The organism is Peptoclostridium sp., assembly GCF_009881055.1.
In the GTDB taxonomy this organism is placed as follows: Bacteria; Bacillota; Clostridia; order Peptostreptococcales; family Peptostreptococcaceae; genus Peptoclostridium_A.
This window is the reverse complement of sequence record NZ_WXFG01000003.1, coordinates 1-24,184: the sequence shown is the minus strand read 5'-3', so window position 1 is coordinate 24,184 and position 24,184 is coordinate 1. Positions and strand designations below refer to the sequence as shown.

Here is a 24,184-nt window from a genome sequence, read left to right as displayed (position 1 = left end):
TACAACTACCGCACACCAGCTGATGTGTACTACGGACATCAGCCACTTGCAGCCTAATATTTTATCACGAAAGGAGACTTATCTTAGAAAATCGAATTTCGTGTCTTGACAAGCGTGCACATTATACTTTCAACCCTTTATTTGCATAAAAATTAGTAATATAGACCCATTAAAATTTCAACAAAAAAGGACAATTAATTAAACCATATGTGCCTACATCCTGTAGATATACATGGTTTAATTAATCATCCTTGATTAATTATGCAATAATAATATTCCGTTTTTTATTTCCCTATAAATATATCGTCTACTATCCCATTTACTTTAGCATGATTTTTGATATTTTTTATAAGCGGCTGGATTTCTCCAGCCGCATTTATATAACACATTATTTTTATTATCTTAGAAGTTGAAGAACTCCTTGAGGTTGTTGATTTGCCTGCGCTAGCATAGCTTGTGCAGCTTGGCTTAGTATGTTGTTCTTTGAGAATGACATCATTTCTTTAGCCATATCAACATCTCTAACTCTCGATTCTGCTGCAGTCAAGTTTTCGCTTGAAGTTCCAAGGTTAGCAATTGTGTGCTCAAGTCTATTTTGTGCTGCTCCTAATGAAGATCTTTGTTCTGAAACGCCCTTTATAGCATTATCCAAAACAGTAATTAAAGCATCTGCTTTCGCTTTTGTATCAACCGCTGTATTATCAGAAATTTTGTCTGAAATATAGCTACCAACACCACTTCCTAGTGTAGTTGAATCCATTTTTTTAAAATCAACAGAAAGGGTTTCATCAGCAGTTCCGTTGCTTCCAATCAACAATGATGCAGCACTTGAACCTGCAGCTGTAACTATTGTTTTTGTATCCAAGTCTCCACCAAGTGTATCAACTGTAGCTTGAGTACCTGTTAATTCAAATGACACTCCTAATGTATCAAAACTGATTGTCTTTTGATCTGCTAATGCAGTAAGTGTTATTGACTGCGCCGCATTATCACCTGATCTTGTAAGTGTAAGCGTATCAGTTCCCGAAGTATAAGATAATGTATAGGTCTTACCAGCCATAGCTTTGCTTACATCAACATCACTTATTGTTCCTCCAGTTATTGCTACACCCGTTTTTGCCGTTGATGCTGCATCTAACGCAGTTGATAAATCTCCATTCAATAGTTTTTTTCCGTTGAATGCAGTTGTATCTGAAATTCTATCAATTTCATTTTTTAATTGTACTAATTCGTCCCCTATAGCTTTTCTGTCATCTGCGGTATTTGTATCATTTGATGCCTGAACAGATATTTCTCTCATCCTTTGGAGTATTGAGTGAGTTTCATTTAAAGCTCCCTCTGCTGTTTGTATCATCGATATTCCATCTTGTGCATTTCTCCCAGCTTGATCAAGACCTCTTATTTGACCTCTCATCTTTTCAGATATAGCAAGACCTGCTGCATCGTCTCCAGCTCTGTTTATTCTAAGACCTGAAGAAAGCTTCTCCATTGACTTTCCAGCTGCATTAGTGTTGCCGCTCATCATCCTATGAGCATTCATTGCATTCATATTGTGGTTGATAATCATAATAAAATTCCTCCTTGAATTTATATAGGCATCCATGCCAATAATTTATTAAGATGAAATCAGCAGATTCGCAAGAGGCCTCTTTTGCTCCCCTGCCTTTTCCACTCTTGAATTATTTATCGTCCAAGTCCGTAAAGACTTTAGAGTTTTTTTGATTTTTTTTGTTATTTTTTGCTTGTTTTTTTCAATTTCTTCAACTGGTCAATTGCAGCTTCACTCGTAGCGCTCTTGTTTTCATCCTCAATGCCTTTTTTAACTTCACTTCGTATTATCTGTACTTCCTTTGGAGCATCTATGGCTATCCTGACCTTGCCTTCAGAAATATCCACTATGGTTATTTCTACACCTTCACCAATAATAAGACTTTCTCCCTTTTTCCTTGTGAGCACCAGCATGCTATGCTCCCACCTTTTCATAGAACTCATATCTTAGAGGGTATCTGTCGTCGAGTATTATCTGCTTTCCAAGCTTTTCTTTCGCATTTATTATTATAGGAGCCTGCAGGTTTGTCCTTATATCCTTAATATCCTCAGGAATTACAACTATCGAGTAAATCAGTATGTCTTCATGTCTGTCAATTTTCAGCTTATTTATGTCTCCCTCCGGAATCTTGAACTCGTAATCTTCCTTCACAGCAAAAGGATTGATTACAGGAAATGCAATGTCCTCGTCTATTCCCTGAAGCCAGTCCACAATCATCTCGTCATCCTGCAGCAGTGCGAACCTTCTTACATTCTCAAAGCCGGGGATTCCCTCTTCAAAGTTGATTAGTGCACTTTCATCTATATCTATTTCACCGAAATTCGTCGTGGTCAGTTTCAAAAATTTCACTCCCTTCAGAGCTTAGTCTTTAATTATCTTGCTATCTTAAAAAGTCCACAAGCGTAGGCTGGATAACCCTAGCTCCTATGGATAATGATGCCTTGTACACCGACTCTAACATATTGAGTTTCATCACAGACTCGGCCATGTCTGTATCTTCCGTTTTTGACAGCAGGTCTGTGAAGTTGAGCGTCATCTCCTCTGCCCTGTCCTTTATTACCTCTACCGTGTTCATTCTGGCTCCGACCTCGCCGCGCACCTGAAGAATGTTTCCCATGTGCTTGTCCAAGTCGCCAAGAAGATTTGAGATTTCGGTTGAATCTCCTTTTCCCATTGCCGATATCAAATCATCCATCGTGTCCATAAGACCTTTGTCTGCTGTGCCGTCACCATTTTTGTCGACTATCTTTCCAAAAACCTGGTCTCCTGTTACATTAACTGTGATTTTGGCTGACACGCCAACCTGAAACTCTATATTTTGGCCTGTTGTATTTTCTACGGCTATTGTTCCGTCGTCATTGAGTAGTTTCTCATCTGTCTTGAAGCCTGAGAATATGTGCCTTCCTATGTACGTGTCGTTGCCTATCTTTATCGCGTGCTCCTTGAGCTGCTTTATCTCTGCCTGTATCTTCTGGGAGTCCTCTGCAGTCAAAAGTCCGTTGGATGCCTGTACCGAAAGCTCCCGTGTCCTTTGAAGCACGGTGTTGAGCTCGTTGAGCGATGTTTCGGTCTTGTCGAGCCATGAATATGCATCGTCTACGTTCTTTGAGAACTGCTGGTTCTCGGCTATGTCTGTATGCAGCTTCAGGGATCTTGCGACAAGCACAGGATCGTCTGAAGGTCTGTGTATTTTGACTCCTGTTGAGAGGTCACTTTGTTCTTTGTCCATGTTTCTGAGGTTGTTGTTCATGTTGAGCATCATGCGGCTCATCATCATGCTATTGGTGATTCTCATGTTGTTCCTCCCTCATTATAAACCTACTCTTCCCATTCTGTTGACTATTACGTCTATCATTTCGTCAAGTGTTGTTATCATTCTGGCTGATGCGTTGTATGCGTGCTGGAATCTTACGACGTTTGTCATTTCTTCGTCCAGGGATACGCCTGATATTGACTGTCTCTGGGTTTCTATCTGTTGTGTGAGAACTTCCTGGTTGTTCATTGTTCTCTTGGCGTCCTGGGCGTCAACTCCCAGGTTGGCTACTAGTGATTTGACGAAGTCATCTGGTGTTCCCCACATGAACATGTCGTTTTTGTGCCTTAGCTCGACTATTTTTAGTATGTTGGAGTTGTCTCCTGCAAGGCCCTTGCCTGCAGTGGTATTGTCTTCTATGGCCGATGCTGCTATATTATCCAAGTCCTGTTCTATAGCCTTTGATAGTATTATGTTCTTGGCTGTTATCTTCGGCACCTGAGCCCACTTGCCGTCAGAATCCTTGATAACGGTATAGCCTTCATTGGCGCTTTCCCAGCCTGATACTATTTCTGCATCTGACTTGCCGGGCCATTTGGTCGCAATCGTATCGGATACGGCGTTTCCTTCTATTTCATATTGCTTTTTATATCCTGCTGTAGCTGTATCAAAGAATGCTATTCCCCCGCTGTTTTCATCAAGTCCAAAGCCACCCATGTGGGCCGCATTTATTTCATTTGCAAATACTTTGACAAACTCATCCAGCTTTTTCATGTAGAACGGAACGCCTTTTCCAGTTCCTTCGCTGTCATTGTCTCTTATGTCAAGCTCGGCCTTGAGCTTACCGCTTATTGCATCGGCGTTTAGTGGGTCTCCTGTGCTGAACTTGACAACACGTACGTTCAAGTCCTCTATTCCCGCAGGGTGCTCTGTCTGCTCGTCTGCCACCAGCTTGTTGACCTTGTCGTGGGATACGAGCATGTTGCCGTTTATGAGTATGTTCATCTTCCTGCTCTCGAATGCGGCTGAGCCTGTGCTTTCTGAAACCTCTACGACCTCGACTCCGACAAGGTTCGAGAGCTTGTCTATGAGAAGGTTTCTCCTGTCGCGCAAGTCATTGGCCTTGACTCCGCCCAGCTCCGCCCTGAATATCTGGTCGTTTATGCTGGCTATGTCGCTGGCGTACATGTTTATCTCGTCGACTGTCGTCCTTACTGCAAAGTCGGTATCCTTTACCATCTTCTCGAACTGGTCGTACATGTGGCTTATTGTGTATGTAAGCGAGTGAGCCCTCTCCCTTACTACCGCTCTGGCTGTAAGCGATGAAGGATCCTTCGAAAGCTCCTGTAGCGAATTGAAGAAATCATCCATTACGGTTCTTATTCCGCTCTTGCTCGGCTCATTCATTATGGCCTCTATTTCAGAGAGCGAGTCATACCTGAACGACGCTTCGCCGTACACCATGTTCTCGTACCTGTATTTCATGTCGAGGAAGTCGTTCCTTATCTGTTTTACGGCCTCTGTTGTGACGCCTGCTCCCATCATTGTTCCTGGGAATTTTAGAGGGTCCTCCTGGACAGCGTCCACCCTCTGCCTTGTGTAGCCCGCAGTCTCCGCGTTGGCTATGTTGTGGCTTGAGACATCAAGCGCCCTTTGCGCCGTGAAAAGCCCCGATCTTGCTATGTTGAATCCGAAGAAAGTAGAACTCATTCCTTGCCTCCTAGTATTTCGAGTCGAACATGCTGCGCTGAACTGGATTTGCAGTGCTGCTCCTGCCGTAGTTTGCAGGCTCTTTGCTCGAGGTCATGAGATTGACGTTCAGATCGATGTAGTCTATTGTAAACTGGAGAAGCGAGTTGTTCATGGAGTTTTTCTCCTCGAGCTCTTTCAGCACTTGCCTTAGCTCCGCTGCTATGCCTTCGATCTCTTTCGCCTTCTGCTCGGAGCTACCCCTCACTATCGAGAGTATGTCGTCTACCGTCTTGACTCCTGCATCCTTGCCTATTGCCGCAGCAACCGCACCTCTTTCCTTTTCAAGGCTTATCATCTCCTTGACCATATCCTGCTCGTCTATGAGCATGCTTGAGAGCCTTTTGGCATCGTCTGATTTTATGGCGTCCGTCTTTTCAATGCTGACCTCAAGCAGCGCCCTGTTTAGCTCTAGCTGCCGTGAGAGTATCCTTGTAAAGCTGTCTATGCGCTCCATTATTCCTCTTCTCCGATCGCGCCCTTTAGTATGCCCCTGGCTATCTTGTCTGCGTCCACCTTGTAGGTGCCGCTTTCAAGCTCAAGCCTTATGGCCTCAACCTTTTCCTGCCTTATGTCTGGCAGCTTCCTTGCGGCCTCCATGGCTAGCTGATATTCCCTTCCGGCCTGTGATATCTCTATCTTGTCCTCCTTGAACTGAGACTTGCTAGTCTCCTGCGGCTTTGAAGCGCCGTACGCATTCATTACCTTTTGTATGTTTGAAAATCCGCCTATTTTCATAAAAAAACGCCTCCCGATTATATCCTTATGTATTAGATATCGTCAGGGAGGCGCTTTTCTTTAGCTTATTTTTTGTCCGTAATATTTCTGGTGTATATGTCGGTAGTTTTTTTTGCTGCGGCCGGCTTTTGGAATTTCTCATTCAGCTTTCTCATGGTGTCGAGAGCTCCCGAGAGCTCCTTTTTGACATCAGCCTCGCAGCTTGCGCAATACCTTCCGGTCTTTATCGACTTGCCACATCTTGAGCAGTGAAGAAGCGCGTTCTCCTCGTCTACTATCTCTATGCGTTCTTCCCGAAGGTATCTCATTATTCTGGCCCGCTCGACCTCTGTCGCCTCCGCGACCTCCTCTATGTCAGCACCGGGATTCGCATACAGGTACTCCCTCACCTTCTTGAAGTCGCTCTCATATCCTTCCTCCTTGCACCTTAGGCATAGGATCTCATCGTCATTTTCAGTTCCAAACAATCGTCCGCATTTGCTGCAGTTAACTAGTCCCATTTCGACCTCCAAATCAATATATATTCCTGCCCGTTGCAAGGCAAATTGCGTATACTCTCGCTGCTCCTTCTTGCTTTAATATTCTTGCCAGCTCGCTTACTGTAGCACCTGTTGTGAATATATCGTCAACTATGAGTATTTTTTTACCCTCAATCTGCTCTTTGTATTCGCTGTTTATCCTGAAAACTCCCGAAAGCTCGCTTCTTCTCTCATGCCTTGAAAGCCCTGAAAGGAATTGCGTATCGCGCAGGCGCTCGGCGGCATCAATGTGCTGCCAGCCTGTGATCCTCGAGAGCTCCTCAGCTATCAGGCCTGCCTGGTTGAAGCCTCTTCGCCTGAGCCTCGATTTGGAAAGCGGCACGCTCACTATGATTTCGCATGTTGCGCCCTCATACTCGAGCTTGTCGGCCATTATACTTGCCAAATCCGCGGCCATGTACGTCCTGCCGCCGTATTTGAGCGCGTATATTAGCCTGTGCATCTCGTCGGTGTACTCGGCGCAGCAAAGCGCCATGTCAAAGCCGTATTCCGCATCTTCACAGACCGGACACCTCTGTTCGTGGTATATCTCCGGCAGCGGCTTGCCGCAAAGTTCGCAGCCCTTTTTAATGAATTTGATGGCATTGAAGCATTCCCTGCACAGCGAGTATGTGTTGTCTGCAGGTATCGGCACTCTGCATGCTATGCACTTGATGCCTGTTGGGTAGACCAGCTCGGTTATGAGCTCCAGCAGGTCCTTTAGTATCCCACCTTAATCCTCCTCCAGTATGCCTTCTTCTATGAAGCGCCTTAGCTTTTCGCCCAGGGCGCAGCAACGGCTTTCTATCTTTACGTTCTTAACCATGGCCTCGAGGAAGCGCCTTTCGCCCACCAGCACCACAAGGCGCTTGGCCCTCGTAATACCGGTGTAAAGGAGGTTCCTCGTAAGCAGCATGGGCGGCGCCCACGATATTGGCATTACTACCGCCTCGAACTCGCTGCCCTGGCTCTTGTGGACTGTGGTACAGAAGCTGTGGTCTATCTCGTCAAGCTCGCCGTAGTCATATCTTGCAATCTTTACGTCGTCGAAAACTATATGCACAGCCTTGTCGTGTTTGTCTATGTGGTATATATACCCAATGTCGCCGTTGAATACGCCCTGCCCTTTCTGTGTGCCGTCCTCGCTCTCCCACTTCTTCTCGTAGTTGTTCCTGGTCTGCATGACCTTGTCGCCCACCCTGAATATACGCTTGCCTAGCTTTTCCTCTATCCTGTGCGCGGACGAGGGATTGAGGGCGCTTTGCAGGAGCTCATTCAGCCTGGTGACGCCGGCTTCGCCCTTTCTCATGGGCGATATGACCTGTATGTCCCTTACAGGGTCCAGTCCGTAGTACTCGGGAAGCCTTTTGGAAACTACAGAGACTATCTCCTGGGCGCTTGACTCCGCACCCTGCCTGCCTATGAAGAAAAAGTCCTTGTCCTTCTGGTTGAGCAGGGGCATGTCGCCCTTGTTTATCATGTGGGCGTTGACTACTATCATGCTCTCCCTAGCCTGCCTGAATATCTCGTCGAGCCTTACTACGCCCACCGCGCCCGATTCTATTATGTCGGAAAGCACGTTGCCTGCGCCTACCGGCGGCAGCTGGTCAACGTCGCCTACGAGCACGAGCCTTGTGCCTTTCTTTACGGCCTTTAGGAGGTTGTACATGAGCATTATGTCTATCATGGAGGCCTCGTCTACTATGAGGGCGTCGCACTCCAGCTGGTCGTCCTCACCCTTTAGGAAGAGCATTACCTCCTCATCCTCCGAGTAGGCCATCTCAAGCAGCCTGTGTATAGTTACTGCCTCCTTGCCTGTCGTTTCTGTCATCCTCTTTGCAGCCCTTCCCGTGGGCGCCGCCAGCTTGACCTTGAGCTCGAGGCCTTCGAGGAGCTTTATGAGGGAGTTGATTGTGGTCGTCTTTCCTGTTCCCGGACCTCCCGTTATAACGGTAACTCCTCTTTCAAACACCTTGAGCACGGCTTCTCTTTGCCTTGAGGCGAGACTTATGCCGGCTTCGGACTCCACCGTGTCGAGCATTTCCTCCAGGTCCTCCTCCGGCAGGTCAAGCTGGGCGTTTGCGATGTCTATTAGCATGCTGCAGGAGCCGTTTTCAGCTATGTAGTAGGGATACATGTAGACCCGCTCCTGGCCTGAAGGGTTTTCAATGTGTATGAGCTCGTCCAGGGCCATCTCGTATATCTGCTCGTCCATCGCCGCCTTTTCTATTTCAAGAAGCCCTGCGGCCTTCGCGGCAAGCTCCGCCCTTGGAAGGTAGGTATGGCCCGAGGATGCCGCTTCCCTCAGGGTGTGCATTATGCCCTGCCTTATTCTTGGCTGAGACCTTCTGTCTATGCCAAGGCTTATTCCTATCCTGTCGGCAGTCTTGAAGCCTATGCCGCTTATGTCGCCGGCCAGGGAGTACGGATTCTGCCTCACCCTCTCCATAGCCGCTTCGCCGTATCTTTTGTATATCTTGAGGCAGTGCTGTGTACCTATGCCAAAGGGCAGGAGCTCCATCATGAGGTTCCTCATACAGCGGTCCTCTGAAAAGGCCTTTGCTATTTCGGCGGCCTTTTTCTTGCCTATGCCCTCTACTTTAGTGAGCTTTTCGGGGCTTTGCTGGAGTACCATCATAGTCTCCACTCCGAAGCAGTCGACTATCCGCTTGGCCATCTTGGCGCCTATGCCCTTTACAGCTCCCGATGAGAGATACGCGAGTATGCCGTCGACTGAAGAAGGCACTGCTGGCATGAAGCTTTCGGCCTGGAACTGCATGCCGTAGGTTTCGTGGCTTTTCCATGTGCCGGAGGCTTCTATTGTCTCGCCGATTTTGAGCGTGGGAAGGCAGCCTACTATTGTGATTTCGTCGTCGCTTGTTCTAATCTGGGCGACGGTGTAGCCGTTGTCTTCGTTCTGGAAGATTATTTCTGTTATCATTCCTTTTAGTTTTTCCATTTATGTATATCAACTGCCTTTTCGGTCTTTTATCTAAATAAAATTATATCAGAATCCGCAGGATACATATATGAATCCAAGGGAATAATTGGCCATAAATTTCGTTGCCGATTGGAAATGGGGTCATGTTGGGCCTCTGATAGGATAATTGTGAGCCTATTCCGTTTTGGGATTTCCTTTCATCTCATTCAGCCTCTCCGCCGGAAGCTTTGAAACTCGCTATCGCTCAGACAGTCAAAGCTTTCTCCCGCCTTCGTGGCTGAATGTCGATGGAAAATCACACAAAACGTCATTAAGGCGCACTGCTTGATCCTACTCAGAGGCACTCTGCCCAACACAAAAATGCCCTCCGCCACCAATATTTAAACTGGCCTTCGCGCAGGTTCTTTTTTATGCCACTTCATTCCTGCTAGCTGCCTAGCGTACACCGTATTCACAAACGGCACACTGTGTTTTCTGGTATAAATAGGGTATACTGATATTAAGAACGAGTTTTGTAAAAAAGGAGCTGAGTTTAAATGGCTGTAAATGAGGATTTTTTAAAGATAAATCTCAAAAATGATTTCAAAGATGTCTTTAAAGCTGATTCAGATAAATCATTCAATGAAAATATCAAGGTATCTTTGGCAATTGCCGCTTTTGTGGAAAAGAGAGTTACTCTTGCAAGGGCTGCAGAATTAGCAGATAAGAGCCTTTCTGAATTCATAAAGATATTAATGCGCTACAACATTCCATGGATGGAATATACGCAAGAAGCATTTTTGCAGGATGAAGAGGTACTTGAGGAATTAAGGGGTATGGAAAATGATTAGTATCGTAAGCAATGCAAGTCCTATAATTGGATTGTCTATGTTGGGATTATTGCATTTGCTTTGGGAAATGTTTGAGGTGTATGTACCTACAGAAGTATACAATGAGATTGTTGTCGATACACCTGAAGAGGCTTTCGGTAAAAATGAATTGATAGAAGCAATTAAAAATGGTCGTATCAAATTATATGAAGTTAAAGACAAAGAATTGGTTAACAAGCTCTATGGGCACCTTCACAAAGGGGAATTGGAAACCGTTATAGCTGCAAAGGAGCTTCGGTTAACATATGTACTCATTGATGAGAAGTCAGCCAGAAGTTTTGCTTCATCGCTCTTCCTTAAACCAATTGGAATTTTAGGCATTCTTCAAAGGGCAAAGGAATTAGGTAAGGTAGATAAATTGAAACCTCATCTTGATATGCTTAGAAAAAATGGATTTAGAATTTCTGACAATTTATACATCGAACTATTAAAAAGAGCAGATGAATAGTTCATGGTTAAACCCGGCTGGAAAGCCGGGTTATTTTTTGCTCTGCACGCGTGGAATTCAAACGAATAAGTAAGGCCTGATTTAATGAGTTTTGATTGATTTCCAGATGAAACGAATGCTTGAAATCGCTAAGGTTTTGAGTGTCTGAGCGAAGCGAGTTCTCAAAACCTGCGAATTTCAAGCATTCATGAATCTTATGGAAATCACAAAACGAAATTTAAAGGCCGCTTATTCCGTTGAATTCTATATCATAGAGATAATATGCTTCATCACTGCGGCGCTCAGCTTCTGCAGCCTGCTTTCAGACTCTTCCCTCGAAGCGCCCTCCGCCGAGAAGTAGAACTTGATCTTCGGCTCTGTGCCTGAAGGCCTTGCCGCAAACCAAGAACCGTCGTCAAGGTCGAATATGAGCACATTCGACTTTGGAAGTCCGTCGAGTCCCTGAGCGTAGTCCTTTGTTCCGATGACCTTTGCTCCGTTTATGCTCTCCATAGGCTCTTCCCTGAGGCTCCTCATTATATCCTTGATCTTCTCTTCGCCTTCTCTGCCCTTGAGTGTTATGTTCTCAAGGCCGTCGCTGAAGTAGCCGTATTTCTTGTAGAGCTCTTCAAGTCCTTCGAAAAGAGTCTTGTTTCTTGAGTAATAGTAGGCCGCCATCTCCGCTGCAAGCATTGACGCCACGACAGCATCCTTGTCCCTTGCGTGGTCGCCTGCAAGGTAGCCGTAGCTCTCCTCGTAGCCGAACACGAAGCTCTTTTCTCCCCTGTCTTCAAAGCCCTTTACCATCTCGGCTATGAACTTAAAGCCAGTGAGAGTGTCTGCAACGTCGACGCCGTATTCCTTGGCTATTTTGTCGCCCATTCTCGAGGTCACTATCGTCTTTACCACTACAGGGTCAGCCGGCATCCTGCCCGAGCCCGATATGTGCCTTAGCACAAAATCCAGAAGGAGGGCTCCCGTCTGGTTGCCTGTCAGCAGCTCGTACTCGCCCTGCTTGTTTCTTGCAGCCACGCCCACCCTGTCGCAGTCCGGGTCTGTTGCTATTATTATTTGGGCTCCGTTCTCCTTTGCAAGCTCTATTGCAAGCTTGAAGGCCGCCGGGTCCTCAGGATTCGGGTACTCCACAGTCGAAAATTTGGAATCCGGCTTTTCCTGCTCCGGAACAACCAGAACATGCTTGAATCCAACTTCCTTTAGTATCCTCCTTACCGGCATGTTGCCTGTGCCGTGAAGCGGAGTGAACACTATCTTGAGGTCGTCTGCAACCTTTCTTACAATATCCTCGCAGAGCGACTGCTTTCTTACCGCATTTATAAAATCCTCGTCAGCCTTGTAGCCGAATATCTTTATAAGGCCCTTCTCAAGAGCCTTTTCCTCGTCCATAACAGGTATGCTGCTATAGTCAGTTATTGCGTTGACCTTCTCTATTACAAGCTCAGATTCCTCCACGTTCAGCTGGGCGCCGTCCTCGCCGTACGCCTTGTAGCCGTTGTACTCCGGCGGATTGTGGCTTGCAGTAATCACTATGCCCGCAGCTGCGCTCACGTTTCTGACAGTGAACGAAAGCTGTGGCGTTGGTCTCAAATCGTCGAATATGTATGTCTTTATGCCGCATGCAGCAAGCGTAAGTGCAGATTCCAAGGTGAACTCCCTCGACATGTTCCTGTTGTCGTGAGCTATTACAACTCCCCTTTCGGCAGCCCGCTCATCCTTCTCCAGAATATACTGAGCCAGGCCGTAAGTAGCCCTTCTTACAGTATACTTGTTCATCCTGTTGGTCCCCATGCCCACAACGCCCCTTAAGCCGCCTGTGCCAAACTCAAGGTCCCTGTAGAACCTGTCCTCTATCTCCTTTTGGTTGTCAGCTATGCTCCTGAGCTCCTCCTTGACCTCCTCGTCAAAGAAACTGCTGCTTAGCCATTCGTTGTAAACCTTCATGTAGTCCATTCTCTAATCCCCCTTGATTATATATACATTAATACAATTGTAGTTATTTAACAATGCGCATGTAAAGCATCTTTATAATAAATACCCACTTACACTACATATTAAAATACAGATTTTCCAACGCACTGTTTATTTGCAATCGAAATATTCTATCACATCGCATTTTTCATCAAATTTATCTATACTAATCCAGTATACAGACCTTCATCCTTCACAGTTGTTACATGAGATGCAAACTGCTATAATATTCCTATACCAAATAACAGTATACCATCCAAGCAACATTAATCCATCACTCACCTGTTAAATATAAGGAGACCTTCACATGGACTCATTGACAAGTATACCAAAAGAACTGCTCCTGGCTCTCATATCCACAACGCCCTTTATAGAGCTGCGCGGCGCCATACCCTTTGGAGTCATGTGGGGCTTTCCCCCATACAAGAACCTGCTCATATGCGTCGTAGGCTCGAGCCTGCCGGTTCCTTTCCTTATAATGTTCTTCAGACGTCTGCTGGCATGGTTTGAAACCACGAAAATATTCAAGAAATTCGGCAGCTACCTGTATGAGAGGACAATAAAAAAGAGCCGCAAGATAAATCCAAAATACATTCTGCTCGGACTGTTTCTGTTCGTGGCAGTCCCGCTCCCTACAACAGGAGCCTGGACGGGCTCGATGATAGCGTCCCTGCTCGATCTGAGGCTCAAGACGGCAGCCCCTGCCATAATGCTTGGAAACCTTGCTGCCGGCCTTATTGTGCTGTTTCTTTCACACCAGATAATAAATGTTTAACTTTAAACAATTTTTTTATAAAATTTTATTGACAAAGGTTTTTTATAATAGTAACATTAAAATTACTTGAAAATAAAATATGAAATCTTGATTGCCTTATCAAGAGTGGTTGAGGGACAGGCCCTATGAAACCCGGCAACAGCCAGCTAGTCTGGAAATGTGCTAAATCCTGCAGAATTCGTTCTGGAAGATGAGGTTGACTATAAAAGTCTGCCTCTTCGCGTGCGAAAGAGGTTTTTTTATTTTAAAAATGACATTTTGGGAGGAAATTTCAATGGCAAGAAGACTTTTTACATCTGAATCTGTTACCGAGGGCCATCCGGACAAGATATGCGACCAAATCTCAGACGCCATTCTCGATGCTATTATCGAGAAGGATCCTGCAGGAAGGGTTGCATGCGAAACTACAGTTACTACCGGACTAGTGCTAGTAGTTGGCGAGATATCTACTAATGCATACGTTGACATACCTAAGATAGTAAGAACTACAATAGAAGAGATCGGCTACACAAGAGCCAAGTATGGCTTCGACTGCGACACTTGCGCAGTGCTTACTTCAATAGACGAGCAGTCTTCAGACATAGCAATGGGCGTTAACGAGGCCCTCGAGAGCAAGGAAGGCGCTATGCAGGACGATGTTGAGGCTCTTGGCGCAGGAGACCAGGGAATAATGTTCGGCTTTGCCTGCAACGAGACTGAGGAGCTTATGCCTCTTCCAATATCTCTTGCACACAAGCTTGCAAAGAGACTTTCGGACGTTAGAAAAAACGGCACTCTTGAGTACCTAAGACCTGACGGCAAGACTCAGGTTACTGTGGAATACGACGGAGACAAGCCTGTGAGAGTTGACACAGTGCTTATATCTACTCAGCACTGCCCTGACGTTGACCACAAGACTATAGAAAAAGACCTTGTTGAGAACGTAATAAACAAGATAGTTCCTTCTAGCCTTATGGACGACAAGACTAGAATTCTTGTAAACCCTACAGGCAGATTCGTAATAGGCGGACCTCAGGGAGATGCCGGACTTACAGGAAGAAAGATAATAGTTGACACATACGGCGGCTACTCAAGACACGGCGGCGGCGCTTTCTCTGGTAAGGACTCTACAAAGGTTGACAGATCAGCTGCCTACGCTGCAAGATATGTTGCAAAGAACATAGTTGCCGCTGGCATTGCAGACAAGTGCGAGGTTCAGCTTGCATACGCGATAGGCGTTGCTCAGCCTGTATCCATACTTGTTGACACGTTCGGAACTGGCAAGATATCTGAGGATGCAATATCCGAGCTTATAGCAAAGCACTTTGACCTGAGACCAGGCGCTATAATCAACTACCTGAACCTTAGAAGACCTATATTCAGAAAGACTGCCGCTTACGGACACTTCGGCAGAAACGACGCTGACTTCACTTGGGAGAAGACTGACAAGGCTGAAATCCTTAAAAAGGAAGCTTTCGGCGCATAATCTTCCACATAAAGTCAAATTTTACAAAGTAACTTTAAAGGCCCTGGCTGCAATGCAGCTAGGGCCTTACTGTTTTGCCGTATTCAATTCAAATGAAATAGAATTCCGCTTAGTTTTCTGTCTGCTTGAATATGTTCAGATGTCCGTATTTAATGCCGTCCGGCTTTATGTTTATTGCAAGGTACTTGTAGTCGTTCCAGAAGTCACCCTTGTTTAGGTCCGCATAGTCTGGTATGGATACGTATCTGGCGTTGCCCTCTACAGTCTGCGAGAATTCGCTGCCCTTGTATACTACGCATATGTTCTTGTCCTTTGCTGCATGGTATACATTCTCCTTGAAGAGCCTGATCTCGTCTGCAAAGCCCAGCTGGCTCTTTGAAGTGAACACAACTACCACGTTCTTGTAGTTTGAAGATAGTATTGTGTTTATGAAGTTCCACTGTCCCGCTTCCTTGTAGAATGTCCCGCTTGAGTTTTCAAGAGTCACTACTGCCGTCTCGGAATCTATGGCAATCGCCTTGTAGCCCGACTTTACGTCTATCACCTTGCCCGAGAGCTTGGCTGTTCCGCCTGAGCTGTTGTTGCCTATCACTACTGCCTTGGCGCCAGGAATCGATGCTATGCTGTCCTGAAGCTTGCTTACTATGAGCCTGTCCATAAGCTTTTGCTCCTTTGGCATGCTCATGTCCCCAAGGAACGCCAGCGTCGTGCCTCCCTCAAGGTCGCTCTTTGTAAGCTCGCTGTCGAAAAGCGAGTCGCTGCTTGTCTTCTCTATAGCCTCAAGCTCGAAGCTTATGCTCGTGCCGCCGTAGCTTGCTGTAACCGTTCCCTTGCCCGCCGAAGTCGGCACAAAAGAGCCGTTGCTGAAGTAGCCGCTTATTCCGCTCGATGTGAACTGGGCGCTGGCAGCTCCTATGTCAAGCTGGTTGCCGCTCGCATCGTGGAAGGTCAGCTTTACTGGCACTCCCTCTCCCACATATGCTGTGGCCTTTCCCAGGTAGCCGTCCATGTGGTCGAAGGCCCCCTTCTGCGAAAGGCTCTTTACTGCGAAGGCATTGAGTATTGCCCTTTCCGAGCCGTCTGTAAGCGTGTTCTTTATGGCGCCCTTGGCTATGAGCTCTGTTGAGCCGCCGCCATCGAGCATTACAGCGTCAGTGCAGCCAAGCTCCCTCAGATACTGAGCCACCTCGCTGGCCTCCATACCCGGACTGTGGGTCAGCCTGCCGTCGGATGTGAACATCACGAGCTTGCCTGACGGCATAAGGCCTATTGCAGTCCTTTGCGACTTGCCCTTTATGTTTTGAGTGAGCGGAGTGTACTCCCCGTTTTTGAGGAGCACGCTTCCCGCTCCCATTGCAGTTTCTATGTCTCCGTAGTTGAGCGTTATGCTCGTATCTAGCGACACCTGGTCTCCCGCCGCGAAGTTGTCCCTGAGGACTATGCCGTTGTTGCCCCCTGCGCACAGCACGTAACCGTTCTCGGGGATGTCTACTGCCGGCTGGCCGTATCTTACATCAATAACGCTTCCCGAGTCAACCACCACTTCGCACACGTCGTAGTATGTGCTAGTGGCGCCAGGCGATTTGGCCGAGTACTCCTTTGTATAGGCGACTATGTTTGCAAAGTACTGGCTGGGCTTGTTGACTGCCGCCACTGGCACGTCAACGCCTCTTGCCACATTCTGCGCCTTTACATTGGGGCTTATGTAGTCGAACACTACGTTCCTTGAGCCGTCCACCAGTATAGAGGCATACTTTTGCTCCTCGTAGTGAGGGTTCGAAAGCAGCTTGCCGTCCTTTACTATGGCTCCCAGGGAGAAGGACGGATTCGACATGCTGAAGAAGTCTCCGTTTACGGCTGCTATTACATCCGGGCTTTGCGATACCATTGTGCTTAGCTTGGCCCTGCTGCTGAAGCCGTTCTTGTTGTAGAGCACATCAAAATCAACTTCGGAATCCCTTACATCGGCCTCTATCAGGTTGATGTTTACTATTCCGCCTTCGGTGAACCTGTATATGTTCTTGTATACAATTCCTTTTGCCAGTACTTCCTGCTTCTGATTTTCGTATATTAAGGCTCCCTGTGCATGTGCTGCGCCCGACGTTGACAGCATGAGTGCCAGTGCCAAGGCAATCGATGTATTCTTGATGAATTTCATAATAACCTCCTAATAACAGCGGGCTTAACAGCCCCTACTGAACAAAAAGTCTTAGAGCGCCTGATTTCAAGGCATTCTAAGACTCGTTGGCCGCAAAACTTTTTATCTTTCAACTATTGCAAACATGAGCTCTCCGCTGCATGCGAGCTCTTCGCCCACATATGCGCTGGCCTGAGCCTTTCCTATTCCTCTTCTTACCTTTGTGAATTCCACAGTCATAGTAAGCGTATCGCCGGGGCGAACTTCCCTTTTGAACCTTAGTCCGTCTATGCCTGTGAATACTCCTATCTTGCCCTTGTTCTCCTCGAGCGAAAGCATCACAGTGGCTCCCACCTGCGCCATGGCCTCAACTATGAGCACTCCCGGCATCAGGGGGTAGCTTGGAAAGTGGCCCTGAAAGAATGGTTCATTTATTGTTACGTTCTTTATTCCAACTGCACGCTTTCCCTCTTCCAGCTCTGTTATCTTGTCAACAAGCAGGAAAGGGTATCTGTGCGGCAGTATTTCCTTTATCTGGTCTATATTTAGCATCCGATCATTTCCCTTCTAGAGTATTTTCAGCTGCAGTCTCGGCATCGACTCTGTTGGCCTTGAACTGCTCGTATATAGTCCTGGCAAGCCCGAGCGGCGAGTTCTCGCCCGCATGCTGGCCGAGGCTTTCGTAGTAAAGGTCCTTTATCACGTCGTGGCCTGCTGTCTTGTCCAGAAATCCCGAGTCAGGCACTGTCTTTTTCATTTCCTTGAGCATGAGCTTGAAGAACTCAGCCTCGAGATTCTTGCAGGACTCCATAAGCTTTTCATCGTCGGTTTGAGCGCTAACCGCCTTTTTTATGTTGTCTGCCTTCTGGGCTGCGCCCTGGCTCAGGCTCGCCCCGAGCATGTCGTATGCACCGCTAATTTGCATTTTCAGCCCTCGCTTTATCTCTTGACGTTATTTGCAGTCTGCATCATCTCGTCGGCAGTCTGTATTGCCTTGGAGTTGATGTCGTAGGCTCTCTGGGCAGTTATGAGCTTTATCATCTCTTCTACTATCTGCACGTTCGACGCCTCCAGGTAGCCCTGGCGCATCTTGGTCTTTCTCTCCTCGCCCTCAAGGAGCAGCTCCTCGCCCGAAGCGTTGGTAGACTTGTACAGGTTGGAACCTATGGCCTCAAGTCCTGCCGGATTGAGAAACTCGTATACGGCTACTGTTCCTATTTCCTCTATCTCGCCGTCGGCTGTCTTGGCTGTAACCCTGCCGAATTCGTCGACCGTAAGGTCAGTGTGGCCGTCCTCAAGCACTATCTCGTCGCCGTCATCCGTGAGCACCGAGTAGCCCTCCGAGGTCACAAGCTTTCTTGTGTCGCCGTCCACCGAGAGCTTGAAGCTGCCGTCCCTCGTGTAGAAGGTCTCGTCTGTTGCCGGGTTGTATACTCCGAAAAATCCGCCGCCGTCGAGCGCCAGGTCGGTGGGATTGTTTGTGCTCTCGAAGGAGCCGTTCTCGAAATTCCTGCTTGTGGCGCTGTACATTACTCCGTGGCCCACCTGGAGGTTTACAGGACTGCCTTCACCCTCAGAAAGGTTGGACTGCTTTATGTTCTCGTAGAGCAGGTCCTTGAACTCCACTCTCATCTTCTTGTAGCCTGTTGTGTTGACGTTGGCAAGGTTGTTGGATATGTTGTCTATGTTGAGCTGCTGAGCTTTCATTCCGCTCGCTGCAGACCAGAGCCCTCTCATCATTATAATCTACCCCCGATTATTTAATAATTACAGTTTACCCAGCTCGGTTGATGCCTTGGCCATTATATCGTCATACGTCTTTATGACCTTCTGGGCGTTCTCATAGTTCCTCATAACCTCTATCATTTCGATCATCTCTGAGACCGGATTGACATTTGATCCCTCGATAAAGCCCTGCACGAGCTCGCCGTCAAAAGGCGCAAGCTGCGGATCATTCTTGGGTTCTATTTCATAAGTGTTGTTGCCGACTTTCCTGAGCGAGTCCTGGTTATTCACATTTACTATTCTCAGCTTGCCTATCATTTCGCCGCCTACGTAGAGCGACCCGTCAGGCTTGGCCTCCAGTTCGCCCTGGACCCTTATGGGTCCGTTTTCTCCCATCACCTTCATGCCCTCGTTGGTGATAAGCTCGCATTCGCTGCTTATCTTGAAGGCTCCGTCTCTTATGTACCTTTTGGCGCCGTCCTGCGACTGCACCTCGAAGAAGCCGCTTCCCTTAATGGCGAAGTCGAGCTTGTCATTTGTCTGCTCCAGATTGCCCTGGAGAAAGTTGCTCTTTATGTAGTCTACGCTCATGCCGCCGTTGATTGTGCCTATTACGCTTCTTGGCGGGGTGTATAGAAGATTTGCCACTGTCGCTCCGCCAGATACTACGTTGCCCTGAGCGTCTATGCTGAAGCCTGCTCCTGCCTGGACTCTCTTGCCGTTTGAATCCAGCACATAGTAGCCCTTGCTGGTGTCGACGCCCGAATCCATGTTCCTTGTGTATGTCCTCAGGTATCCTTCAGTATCCCTTGCAAGCTTCATGTCCCTGCTGTAGCTCTTGCCGTCGGAGCCGTCCACTGTGAAAAAGCTCTGTCTGCTGCTTACAACCCAGGCTCCATTCCCGTCCTGGCTGACGTCTACTGTCTTGTCCTTTTGGTTCTGTGAGTATGAAAGTCCGTTTATCTTGGAGAGCAGCTTTTCAGGGAAGGCCTTTGTTATGAGCTCGTCTTTTTTAAAGCCGGCAGTGCTGGCGTTGGCCATGTTATTCGATGTGACGTCGAGCTTTTTCTGGTTAGTCATCATGGAGGATGTGACCGTGTATATGCCTCTGTACAATTTTTATATTCACCCCGTTTCAAAGTGCCTGATAGCGCCACGTGAATTCACGCGGCGCTATCAGACTTTAGCATTGTTTATTCCATTTTAACCTATATTCAGGTGCTGCTTTAATAGTCCGAAATGATTATTTCTTCCTTGAATTCCCGCCTGTCTTCTTGAGCAGATGAAGCGAGTTCAGCGCTTCGCCTGTTCCCATGGCAACACACGATATGGCGTTTTCGGCTATCGAAACGTTTATGCCCGTTCTCTTTGATATTAGCTGGTCAAGGCCCCAAAGCAGCGAGCCGCCGCCTGTCATTATTATGCCCTGGTCGCTTATGTCAGCAGAAAGCTCAGGCGGAGTCTTCTCGAGCACCATGTGAACTGCATCGGCTATCTGGTTGACGTTTTCCTCCAGCGCCTCTAGAGTCTCCCTGGCAGATACCGCCACATTCTCCGGCAGTCCCGATACCAAGTTTCTTCCCCTTACGTCCATAGTCACATCTTCTCTCCTTGGGAAAGCCGTGCCTATGTTCATCTTTATGTCTTCCGCAGTCCTCTCTCCTATGAGCAGATTGTGCTTTTTCCTCATATATTTGACTATAGCCTCGTCGAATTTGTCGCCCGCGATTTTTATTGATGTGCTTACAACCACGCCTCCCAGCGATATTACAGCTATGTCGGCAGTTCCTCCGCCTATGTCGACAACCATATTGCCGTTTGGCTTTGATATGTCAAGGCCAGAGCCTATGGCAGCGGCTATCGGCTCCTCTATAAGGAACACCTTTCTCGCGCCCGCCTCCATTGTGGCGTCTATAACAGCCCTTTTTTCAACCTCTGTAACGCCTGAAGGCACGCAAACCATTATCTGGGGCTTGAATATGCTGAGAAGACCCGTCTTGCCAAGCACCTTTGATATGAAATACTTGAGCATCTTCTCAGTGACGTCGTAGTCGGAAATCACGCCGTCCTTCAGTGGTCTTATCGCCACTATGTTGCCCGGTGTTCTTCCAAGCATCTTCCTGGCCTCTTCGCCCACAGCCAGTACTGTGTTAGTATTCTTGTCTATTGCAACTACGGAAGGCTCTTCAAGGACTATGCCCTTTCCCTTTACGTAAACCAGTATCGAAGCCGTTCCAAGATCTATACCAATATCAGGTGCAAAATTAAACATACCTATATCTCTCCTATCGTCATATAACTGTTTGTTTATCAAACATTTGTCAAATGCAAAGCACATAATGCTACCGAGTATATTATATCAAAAAAAAACTATAAAATGCCAATAACTAATCTAATTTTTAATTTAAATTTAAATTTTAAAAAGCCGCTGCATAATACATTGGGCTGTCTATAGCTCCAGTACCTTGCAGCGGCCTTTATATTTCGTTTATAATTGTTGCCCGAGTATTTAGATTTGCTGTATTCGCCTTATGTCTGCGCCCAGCTGCGAGAGCTTGTGTTCTATGTGTACATAGCCCCTCTCGATGTGGTGTATCTGTCCTATTACGGTCTCGCCCTCTGAAACGAGCCCTGCGAGTATGAGCGCCGCGCCGGCTCTTAGGTCCGTTGCGTCCACTTTCGCGCCTGCAAGCTTTGGCGCTCCCTTGACTACAGCCGTCCTGCCTTCTATCTTGATTTCGGCTCCCATCCTGGCTAGCTCAGTGGCATGCATGAACCTGTTCTCAAACACAGTCTCAGTTATTACAGAGGTGCCCTTTGCAACGCTCATCAGCGCCATGAACTGCGCCTGCATGTCTGTTGGGAATCCAGGATGGGGCAGTGTTTTGATTGTTGTGTTTGATATGTCCTTTGGTCCCTTGACCCTTATTCCGTTTTCAAGCTCCGTTATGGTGCAGCCTATCTCCCGGAGCTTTGCGGCTACGGGCTTTACGTGCTCCAGCATTATGTTTTCTACCATTATGTCCCCGCCTGTTATGGCTGCGGCCACCATGAATGTGCCGGCCTCTATCCTGTCGGGTATAACTCTGTGCGTAGTGGTACCGAGCCTTTCTACGCCTTTTATTGTTATTGTGTTTGTGCCGGCTCCCTTTACGTTGGCCCCCATGCTGTTGAGGAAATTGGCAAGGTCTACTATCTCTGGCTCCTCGGCCGCGTTTTCAAGTATGGTAATCCCTTTGGCAAGCGATGCCGCCATTATTATGTTTTCTGTGGCTCCCACCGAAGGAAAGTCGAGGTATATCCGCTCGCCCACGAGTTCGCTCGCTACGGCCTCTACAGAGCCGTGCTCCACGTTGATTTTTGCGCCCAGCGCCTCAAAGCCCTTGAGGTGAAGGTCTATTGGCCTTGTGCCTATGGCGCAGCCTCCAGGCATTGAAACCATTGTCCTTTTGAACCTGGCCAGAAGCGGCCCAAGCACCAGGAACGACGCCCTCATCTTCCTTACAAGCTCGTATGGCGCGCTCCACTTGTCCACCTTCGAGCCGTCCACCCTGAGCACTCCGTCGTCGCTGAACTCAACACCTGCTCCGAGCGTCTTTAAAAGATCTATCATAACATATACGTCCCTTAGCTTTGGAACATCCTCTATCACGCATTCCTGCCCGCAAAGGAGTGTCGCCGCCATTATGGGAAGTACTGAATTCTTTGCTCCGTCTATTCTGACACGGCCTTCAAGCGGCCCGCTTTTTCTCACTACTATACAAGGCTGTTTATTCATTATTCATCCCTTCCTGATATACTTGTGCAAAAGGTCTAGTCCGCTTTTTAGCGCACATACATATTATAGTCTTCATGTTTTTAAAACTCAATGGATATTGCAAAAAAGACCCGGAAATTTTTCCCGGGTCTTAAAGGTCGTATTCTATCTGCTGAATCACTATGTTTTTGCGCTCCATCAGGTCTATGTGCTCACCGCTAAGCCTGCTCTCTTCTATTATCTCCACAACGGGCCTCATGGGGAAACCCTCGTTGAGACTTCTTACGACTCCAGCTTTGCCGTCGCTGAGCCTCACAAGGCTGCCAACCGGGTATGTAACTATCTTTTTGACGAAGAGCTTTACATAGTCCATATCGAACTTAGTGGAAGCCATTGACATTATGTATTCTACCGCCTCGCTCGGCGAATATGCGCGTCTGTAGCTCCGATCCGAGGTCAGGGCGTCGTATACGTCAGCTATTGCAACTATCCTTGAGAACTTGTGGAGCAGCCCTGTATTTTCATAGTCTGGGTAACCGCTGCCATCCACGTTGAGGTGGTGCTGAAGCGCTATTATCTTGGACGTAGACTTTATAGGGCAGTTTTTGAGGTACTCGTACCCTTCTATTGTATGCTCCTGTATCTGTCTGAACTCCTCGTCGGTGAGGGCTCCCGGCTTGTTGAGTATGCTTTTGGGAATGAATATCTTGCCCACATCGTGCAGCATGGCGCCTATAGTCAGATCCTCGAGCTCCCTTCTGCCAAGCCCTGCGGCTATTCCGACAACTAGCGATATTACGGCTACGTTTACGCTGTGCGCATACGTGTACGAGTCCATGTTTTTTATATCGACCATGCTTATCATTATGTCGCTTTTGGAGAACAGCTCGTCGACTAGATTTTTTGCAAAATTGTTGAGCTCCTCCATGCTTTCGTACATTATTCTGGAGTTTTTATGCGATACCTGCCTGTCCTTAGAGAAGAATTCGAAGGTCTCCTTTATCTTCTGGGCTATCTTGTTTCTTATCTCCGGTTTTATTATGTCTTCAATTTCATCGTCCGAATAGTCATCGTTTATGTACACCGACGAGTAGCCCTTTTCCAGCAGATGCTCAATCCTTCTGTCTGTAAGGATTGACCCTTCCTTGAGGAGAAGATTCCCGTTTTCATCTATGAGTGATTTTCCAAGTATGCTGCCTTCCCTTGCTGAGTTTAACGGTACGAAACGCATCCATTCTCCTTTCCAGTGCTGCGGTTGATTAATGCATGTATGCATTTATTCCATGCACCAAGTGCTGTCTATTTGTAATCTGCTCTGATATCCCCATTATGACATCATAGACGTCTTAATGGTATTATACAGTAAAATCCAGTTGCTACAAATATATTTTCACAATTCGAAAAAATTAATTAAAAAAGCGGGATTGCTCCCGCTTTTGAGTTTATTCTATTAAGCCACTATGCCAGCATCCTTTAGTATCTTGGCAGCCTCTTCAACCTTGGCTTCGTTTACCATTACTATCGGCCCTGTGCAGCCCATTCCGCTCTCTGCGTATATTCCGGCTTTCCAAAGCACCTTCTGTGCGTCTTCAAGATCCATTACGTCTACGCCTGAGATTGTTCCTGTCACTACCTCTTTAGGAGGCATCTTCACTTCTTCTTCACTTGCTGCAGCTTTCTTAGTGTCCTTGCTTAGGCCTGCTAGTATTGTCTCTAGTCCTGCCGCCTTGGCCGCCTTGAACTCTGCCGCCGCTATTGCCTTTACGTTGTTTTGTGCAAGCTTTGCTGCGTATTT

General features: G+C 47.2%; 23 protein-coding genes, 1 pseudogene and 1 riboswitch. Of the genes and pseudogenes, 4 read left to right on the top strand and 20 right to left on the bottom strand.

Annotation, left to right across the window (positions count from 1 at the left end; genetic code table 11):
* Nucleotides 1-397: 397 nt before the first annotated feature.
* The 10 genes from GT589_RS00430 to recD2 form a co-directional block, all read right to left on the bottom strand.
* Nucleotides 398-1,567 (bottom strand): flagellin N-terminal helical domain-containing protein, encoded by a 1,170-nt coding sequence (locus GT589_RS00430; protein ID WP_293394284.1) that lies wholly within the window; start codon nucleotides 1,565-1,567, stop codon nucleotides 398-400.
* Nucleotides 1,568-1,731: 164 nt separating this feature from the next.
* Nucleotides 1,732-1,983 carry a carbon storage regulator CsrA gene (gene csrA / locus GT589_RS00425; RefSeq protein WP_330582821.1) on the bottom strand — a complete coding sequence of 84 codons (252 nt, stop codon included), beginning with the start codon at nucleotides 1,981-1,983 and terminating at the stop codon, nucleotides 1,732-1,734.
* Entirely contained in the window at nucleotides 1,964-2,389 is a 426-nt protein-coding gene (gene fliW, locus GT589_RS00420) for a flagellar assembly protein FliW (RefSeq protein ID WP_293394281.1), read from the bottom strand. Before fliW ends, csrA begins: the two co-directional genes overlap by 20 nt.
* A gap of 40 nt (nucleotides 2,390-2,429) precedes the next feature.
* Nucleotides 2,430-3,344: a flagellar hook-associated protein FlgL gene (gene flgL / locus GT589_RS00415; RefSeq protein ID WP_293394278.1), complete on the bottom strand. Its 915-nt coding sequence runs from the start codon at nucleotides 3,342-3,344 to the stop codon at nucleotides 2,430-2,432.
* 15 nt (nucleotides 3,345-3,359) lie between these two features.
* A complete protein-coding gene (flgK, locus tag GT589_RS00410; RefSeq protein WP_293394275.1) occupies nucleotides 3,360-5,012 on the bottom strand; it encodes a flagellar hook-associated protein FlgK in 1,653 nt (550 codons plus the stop codon).
* 10 nt (nucleotides 5,013-5,022) lie between these two features.
* Nucleotides 5,023-5,508 (bottom strand): flagellar protein FlgN, encoded by a 486-nt coding sequence (locus GT589_RS00405; RefSeq protein ID WP_293394272.1) that lies wholly within the window; start codon nucleotides 5,506-5,508, stop codon nucleotides 5,023-5,025.
* Nucleotides 5,508-5,789, bottom strand: a complete 282-nt coding sequence (gene flgM, locus GT589_RS00400; RefSeq protein ID WP_293394269.1) for a flagellar biosynthesis anti-sigma factor FlgM — start codon at nucleotides 5,787-5,789, stop codon at nucleotides 5,508-5,510. Before flgM ends, GT589_RS00405 begins: the two co-directional genes overlap by 1 nt.
* A 65-nt stretch (nucleotides 5,790-5,854) precedes the next feature.
* The gene (locus GT589_RS00395; RefSeq protein WP_293394266.1) at nucleotides 5,855-6,289 is read right to left on the bottom strand and encodes a flagellar protein; all 435 of its coding nucleotides are present in this window, start codon (nucleotides 6,287-6,289) and stop codon (nucleotides 5,855-5,857) included.
* 13 nt (nucleotides 6,290-6,302) lie between these two features.
* Nucleotides 6,303-7,001, bottom strand: a complete 699-nt coding sequence (locus GT589_RS00390) for a ComF family protein (RefSeq protein ID WP_293394287.1) — start codon at nucleotides 6,999-7,001, stop codon at nucleotides 6,303-6,305.
* Between the two features lie 39 nt (nucleotides 7,002-7,040).
* Nucleotides 7,041-9,266, bottom strand: coding sequence for an SF1B family DNA helicase RecD2 (gene recD2 / locus GT589_RS00385; RefSeq protein WP_293394263.1), 2,226 nt, complete (start codon nucleotides 9,264-9,266; stop codon nucleotides 7,041-7,043).
* Nucleotides 9,267-9,784: 518 nt separating this feature from the next.
* Here recD2 and GT589_RS00380 point away from each other — a divergent pair.
* Both GT589_RS00380 and GT589_RS00375 read left to right on the top strand, forming a co-directional pair.
* The gene (locus GT589_RS00380; RefSeq protein ID WP_293394261.1) at nucleotides 9,785-10,078 is read left to right on the top strand and encodes a UPF0175 family protein; all 294 of its coding nucleotides are present in this window, start codon (nucleotides 9,785-9,787) and stop codon (nucleotides 10,076-10,078) included.
* Nucleotides 10,071-10,565, top strand: coding sequence for a DUF3368 domain-containing protein (locus tag GT589_RS00375; protein WP_293394258.1), 495 nt, complete (start codon nucleotides 10,071-10,073; stop codon nucleotides 10,563-10,565). The genes GT589_RS00380 and GT589_RS00375 overlap by 8 nt, the downstream gene beginning before the upstream one ends.
* Nucleotides 10,566-10,808: 243 nt before the next feature.
* Here GT589_RS00375 and GT589_RS00370 read toward each other — a convergent pair whose 3' ends face one another.
* A complete protein-coding gene (locus GT589_RS00370; RefSeq protein WP_293394255.1) occupies nucleotides 10,809-12,512 on the bottom strand; it encodes a phospho-sugar mutase in 1,704 nt (567 codons plus the stop codon).
* Between the two features lie 325 nt (nucleotides 12,513-12,837).
* On the opposite strand from GT589_RS00370, the gene GT589_RS00365 reads away from it, so the two are divergent.
* Both GT589_RS00365 and metK read left to right on the top strand, forming a co-directional pair.
* Nucleotides 12,838-13,305 carry a COG2426 family protein gene (locus GT589_RS00365; protein WP_293394252.1) on the top strand — a complete coding sequence of 156 codons (468 nt, stop codon included), beginning with the start codon at nucleotides 12,838-12,840 and terminating at the stop codon, nucleotides 13,303-13,305.
* A 93-nt stretch (nucleotides 13,306-13,398) separates the two neighbouring features.
* Nucleotides 13,399-13,502, top strand: a riboswitch (SAM riboswitch).
* A gap of 77 nt (nucleotides 13,503-13,579) precedes the next feature.
* Nucleotides 13,580-14,770 carry a methionine adenosyltransferase gene (metK, locus tag GT589_RS00360; protein WP_293394249.1) on the top strand — a complete coding sequence of 397 codons (1,191 nt, stop codon included), beginning with the start codon at nucleotides 13,580-13,582 and terminating at the stop codon, nucleotides 14,768-14,770.
* 109 nt (nucleotides 14,771-14,879) lie between these two features.
* Here metK and GT589_RS00355 read toward each other — a convergent pair whose 3' ends face one another.
* From GT589_RS00355 to GT589_RS00315, 9 genes and pseudogenes are all read right to left on the bottom strand, one after another.
* Complete coding sequence (locus GT589_RS00355; protein ID WP_293394246.1) at nucleotides 14,880-16,928, bottom strand: phosphodiester glycosidase family protein; 2,049 nt, start codon at nucleotides 16,926-16,928, stop codon at nucleotides 14,880-14,882.
* 102 nt (nucleotides 16,929-17,030) lie between these two features.
* A complete protein-coding gene (gene fabZ / locus GT589_RS00350; RefSeq protein ID WP_293394243.1) occupies nucleotides 17,031-17,459 on the bottom strand; it encodes a 3-hydroxyacyl-ACP dehydratase FabZ in 429 nt (142 codons plus the stop codon).
* A 4-nt stretch (nucleotides 17,460-17,463) separates the two neighbouring features.
* A complete protein-coding gene (locus GT589_RS00345; RefSeq protein ID WP_293394240.1) occupies nucleotides 17,464-17,832 on the bottom strand; it encodes a rod-binding protein in 369 nt (122 codons plus the stop codon).
* A 14-nt stretch (nucleotides 17,833-17,846) separates the two neighbouring features.
* Nucleotides 17,847-18,647: a flagellar basal-body rod protein FlgG gene (flgG, locus tag GT589_RS00340; protein WP_293394237.1), complete on the bottom strand. Its 801-nt coding sequence runs from the start codon at nucleotides 18,645-18,647 to the stop codon at nucleotides 17,847-17,849.
* Nucleotides 18,648-18,674: 27 nt separating this feature from the next.
* The gene (locus GT589_RS00335) at nucleotides 18,675-19,748 is read right to left on the bottom strand and encodes a flagellar hook-basal body protein (RefSeq protein WP_293394233.1); all 1,074 of its coding nucleotides are present in this window, start codon (nucleotides 19,746-19,748) and stop codon (nucleotides 18,675-18,677) included.
* Nucleotides 19,749-19,875: 127 nt separating this feature from the next.
* Nucleotides 19,876-20,904 carry a rod shape-determining protein gene (locus GT589_RS00330; protein ID WP_293394231.1) on the bottom strand — a complete coding sequence of 343 codons (1,029 nt, stop codon included), beginning with the start codon at nucleotides 20,902-20,904 and terminating at the stop codon, nucleotides 19,876-19,878.
* Between the two features lie 237 nt (nucleotides 20,905-21,141).
* Nucleotides 21,142-22,410 (bottom strand): UDP-N-acetylglucosamine 1-carboxyvinyltransferase, encoded by a 1,269-nt coding sequence (gene murA, locus GT589_RS00325; RefSeq protein WP_293394228.1) that lies wholly within the window; start codon nucleotides 22,408-22,410, stop codon nucleotides 21,142-21,144.
* A gap of 130 nt (nucleotides 22,411-22,540) precedes the next feature.
* The gene (locus tag GT589_RS00320; RefSeq protein ID WP_293394225.1) at nucleotides 22,541-23,620 is read right to left on the bottom strand and encodes an HD-GYP domain-containing protein; all 1,080 of its coding nucleotides are present in this window, start codon (nucleotides 23,618-23,620) and stop codon (nucleotides 22,541-22,543) included.
* Between the two features lie 219 nt (nucleotides 23,621-23,839).
* Nucleotides 23,840-24,184, bottom strand: a pseudogene (locus GT589_RS00315) (glycine/sarcosine/betaine reductase complex component C subunit alpha); the annotation flags it as partial.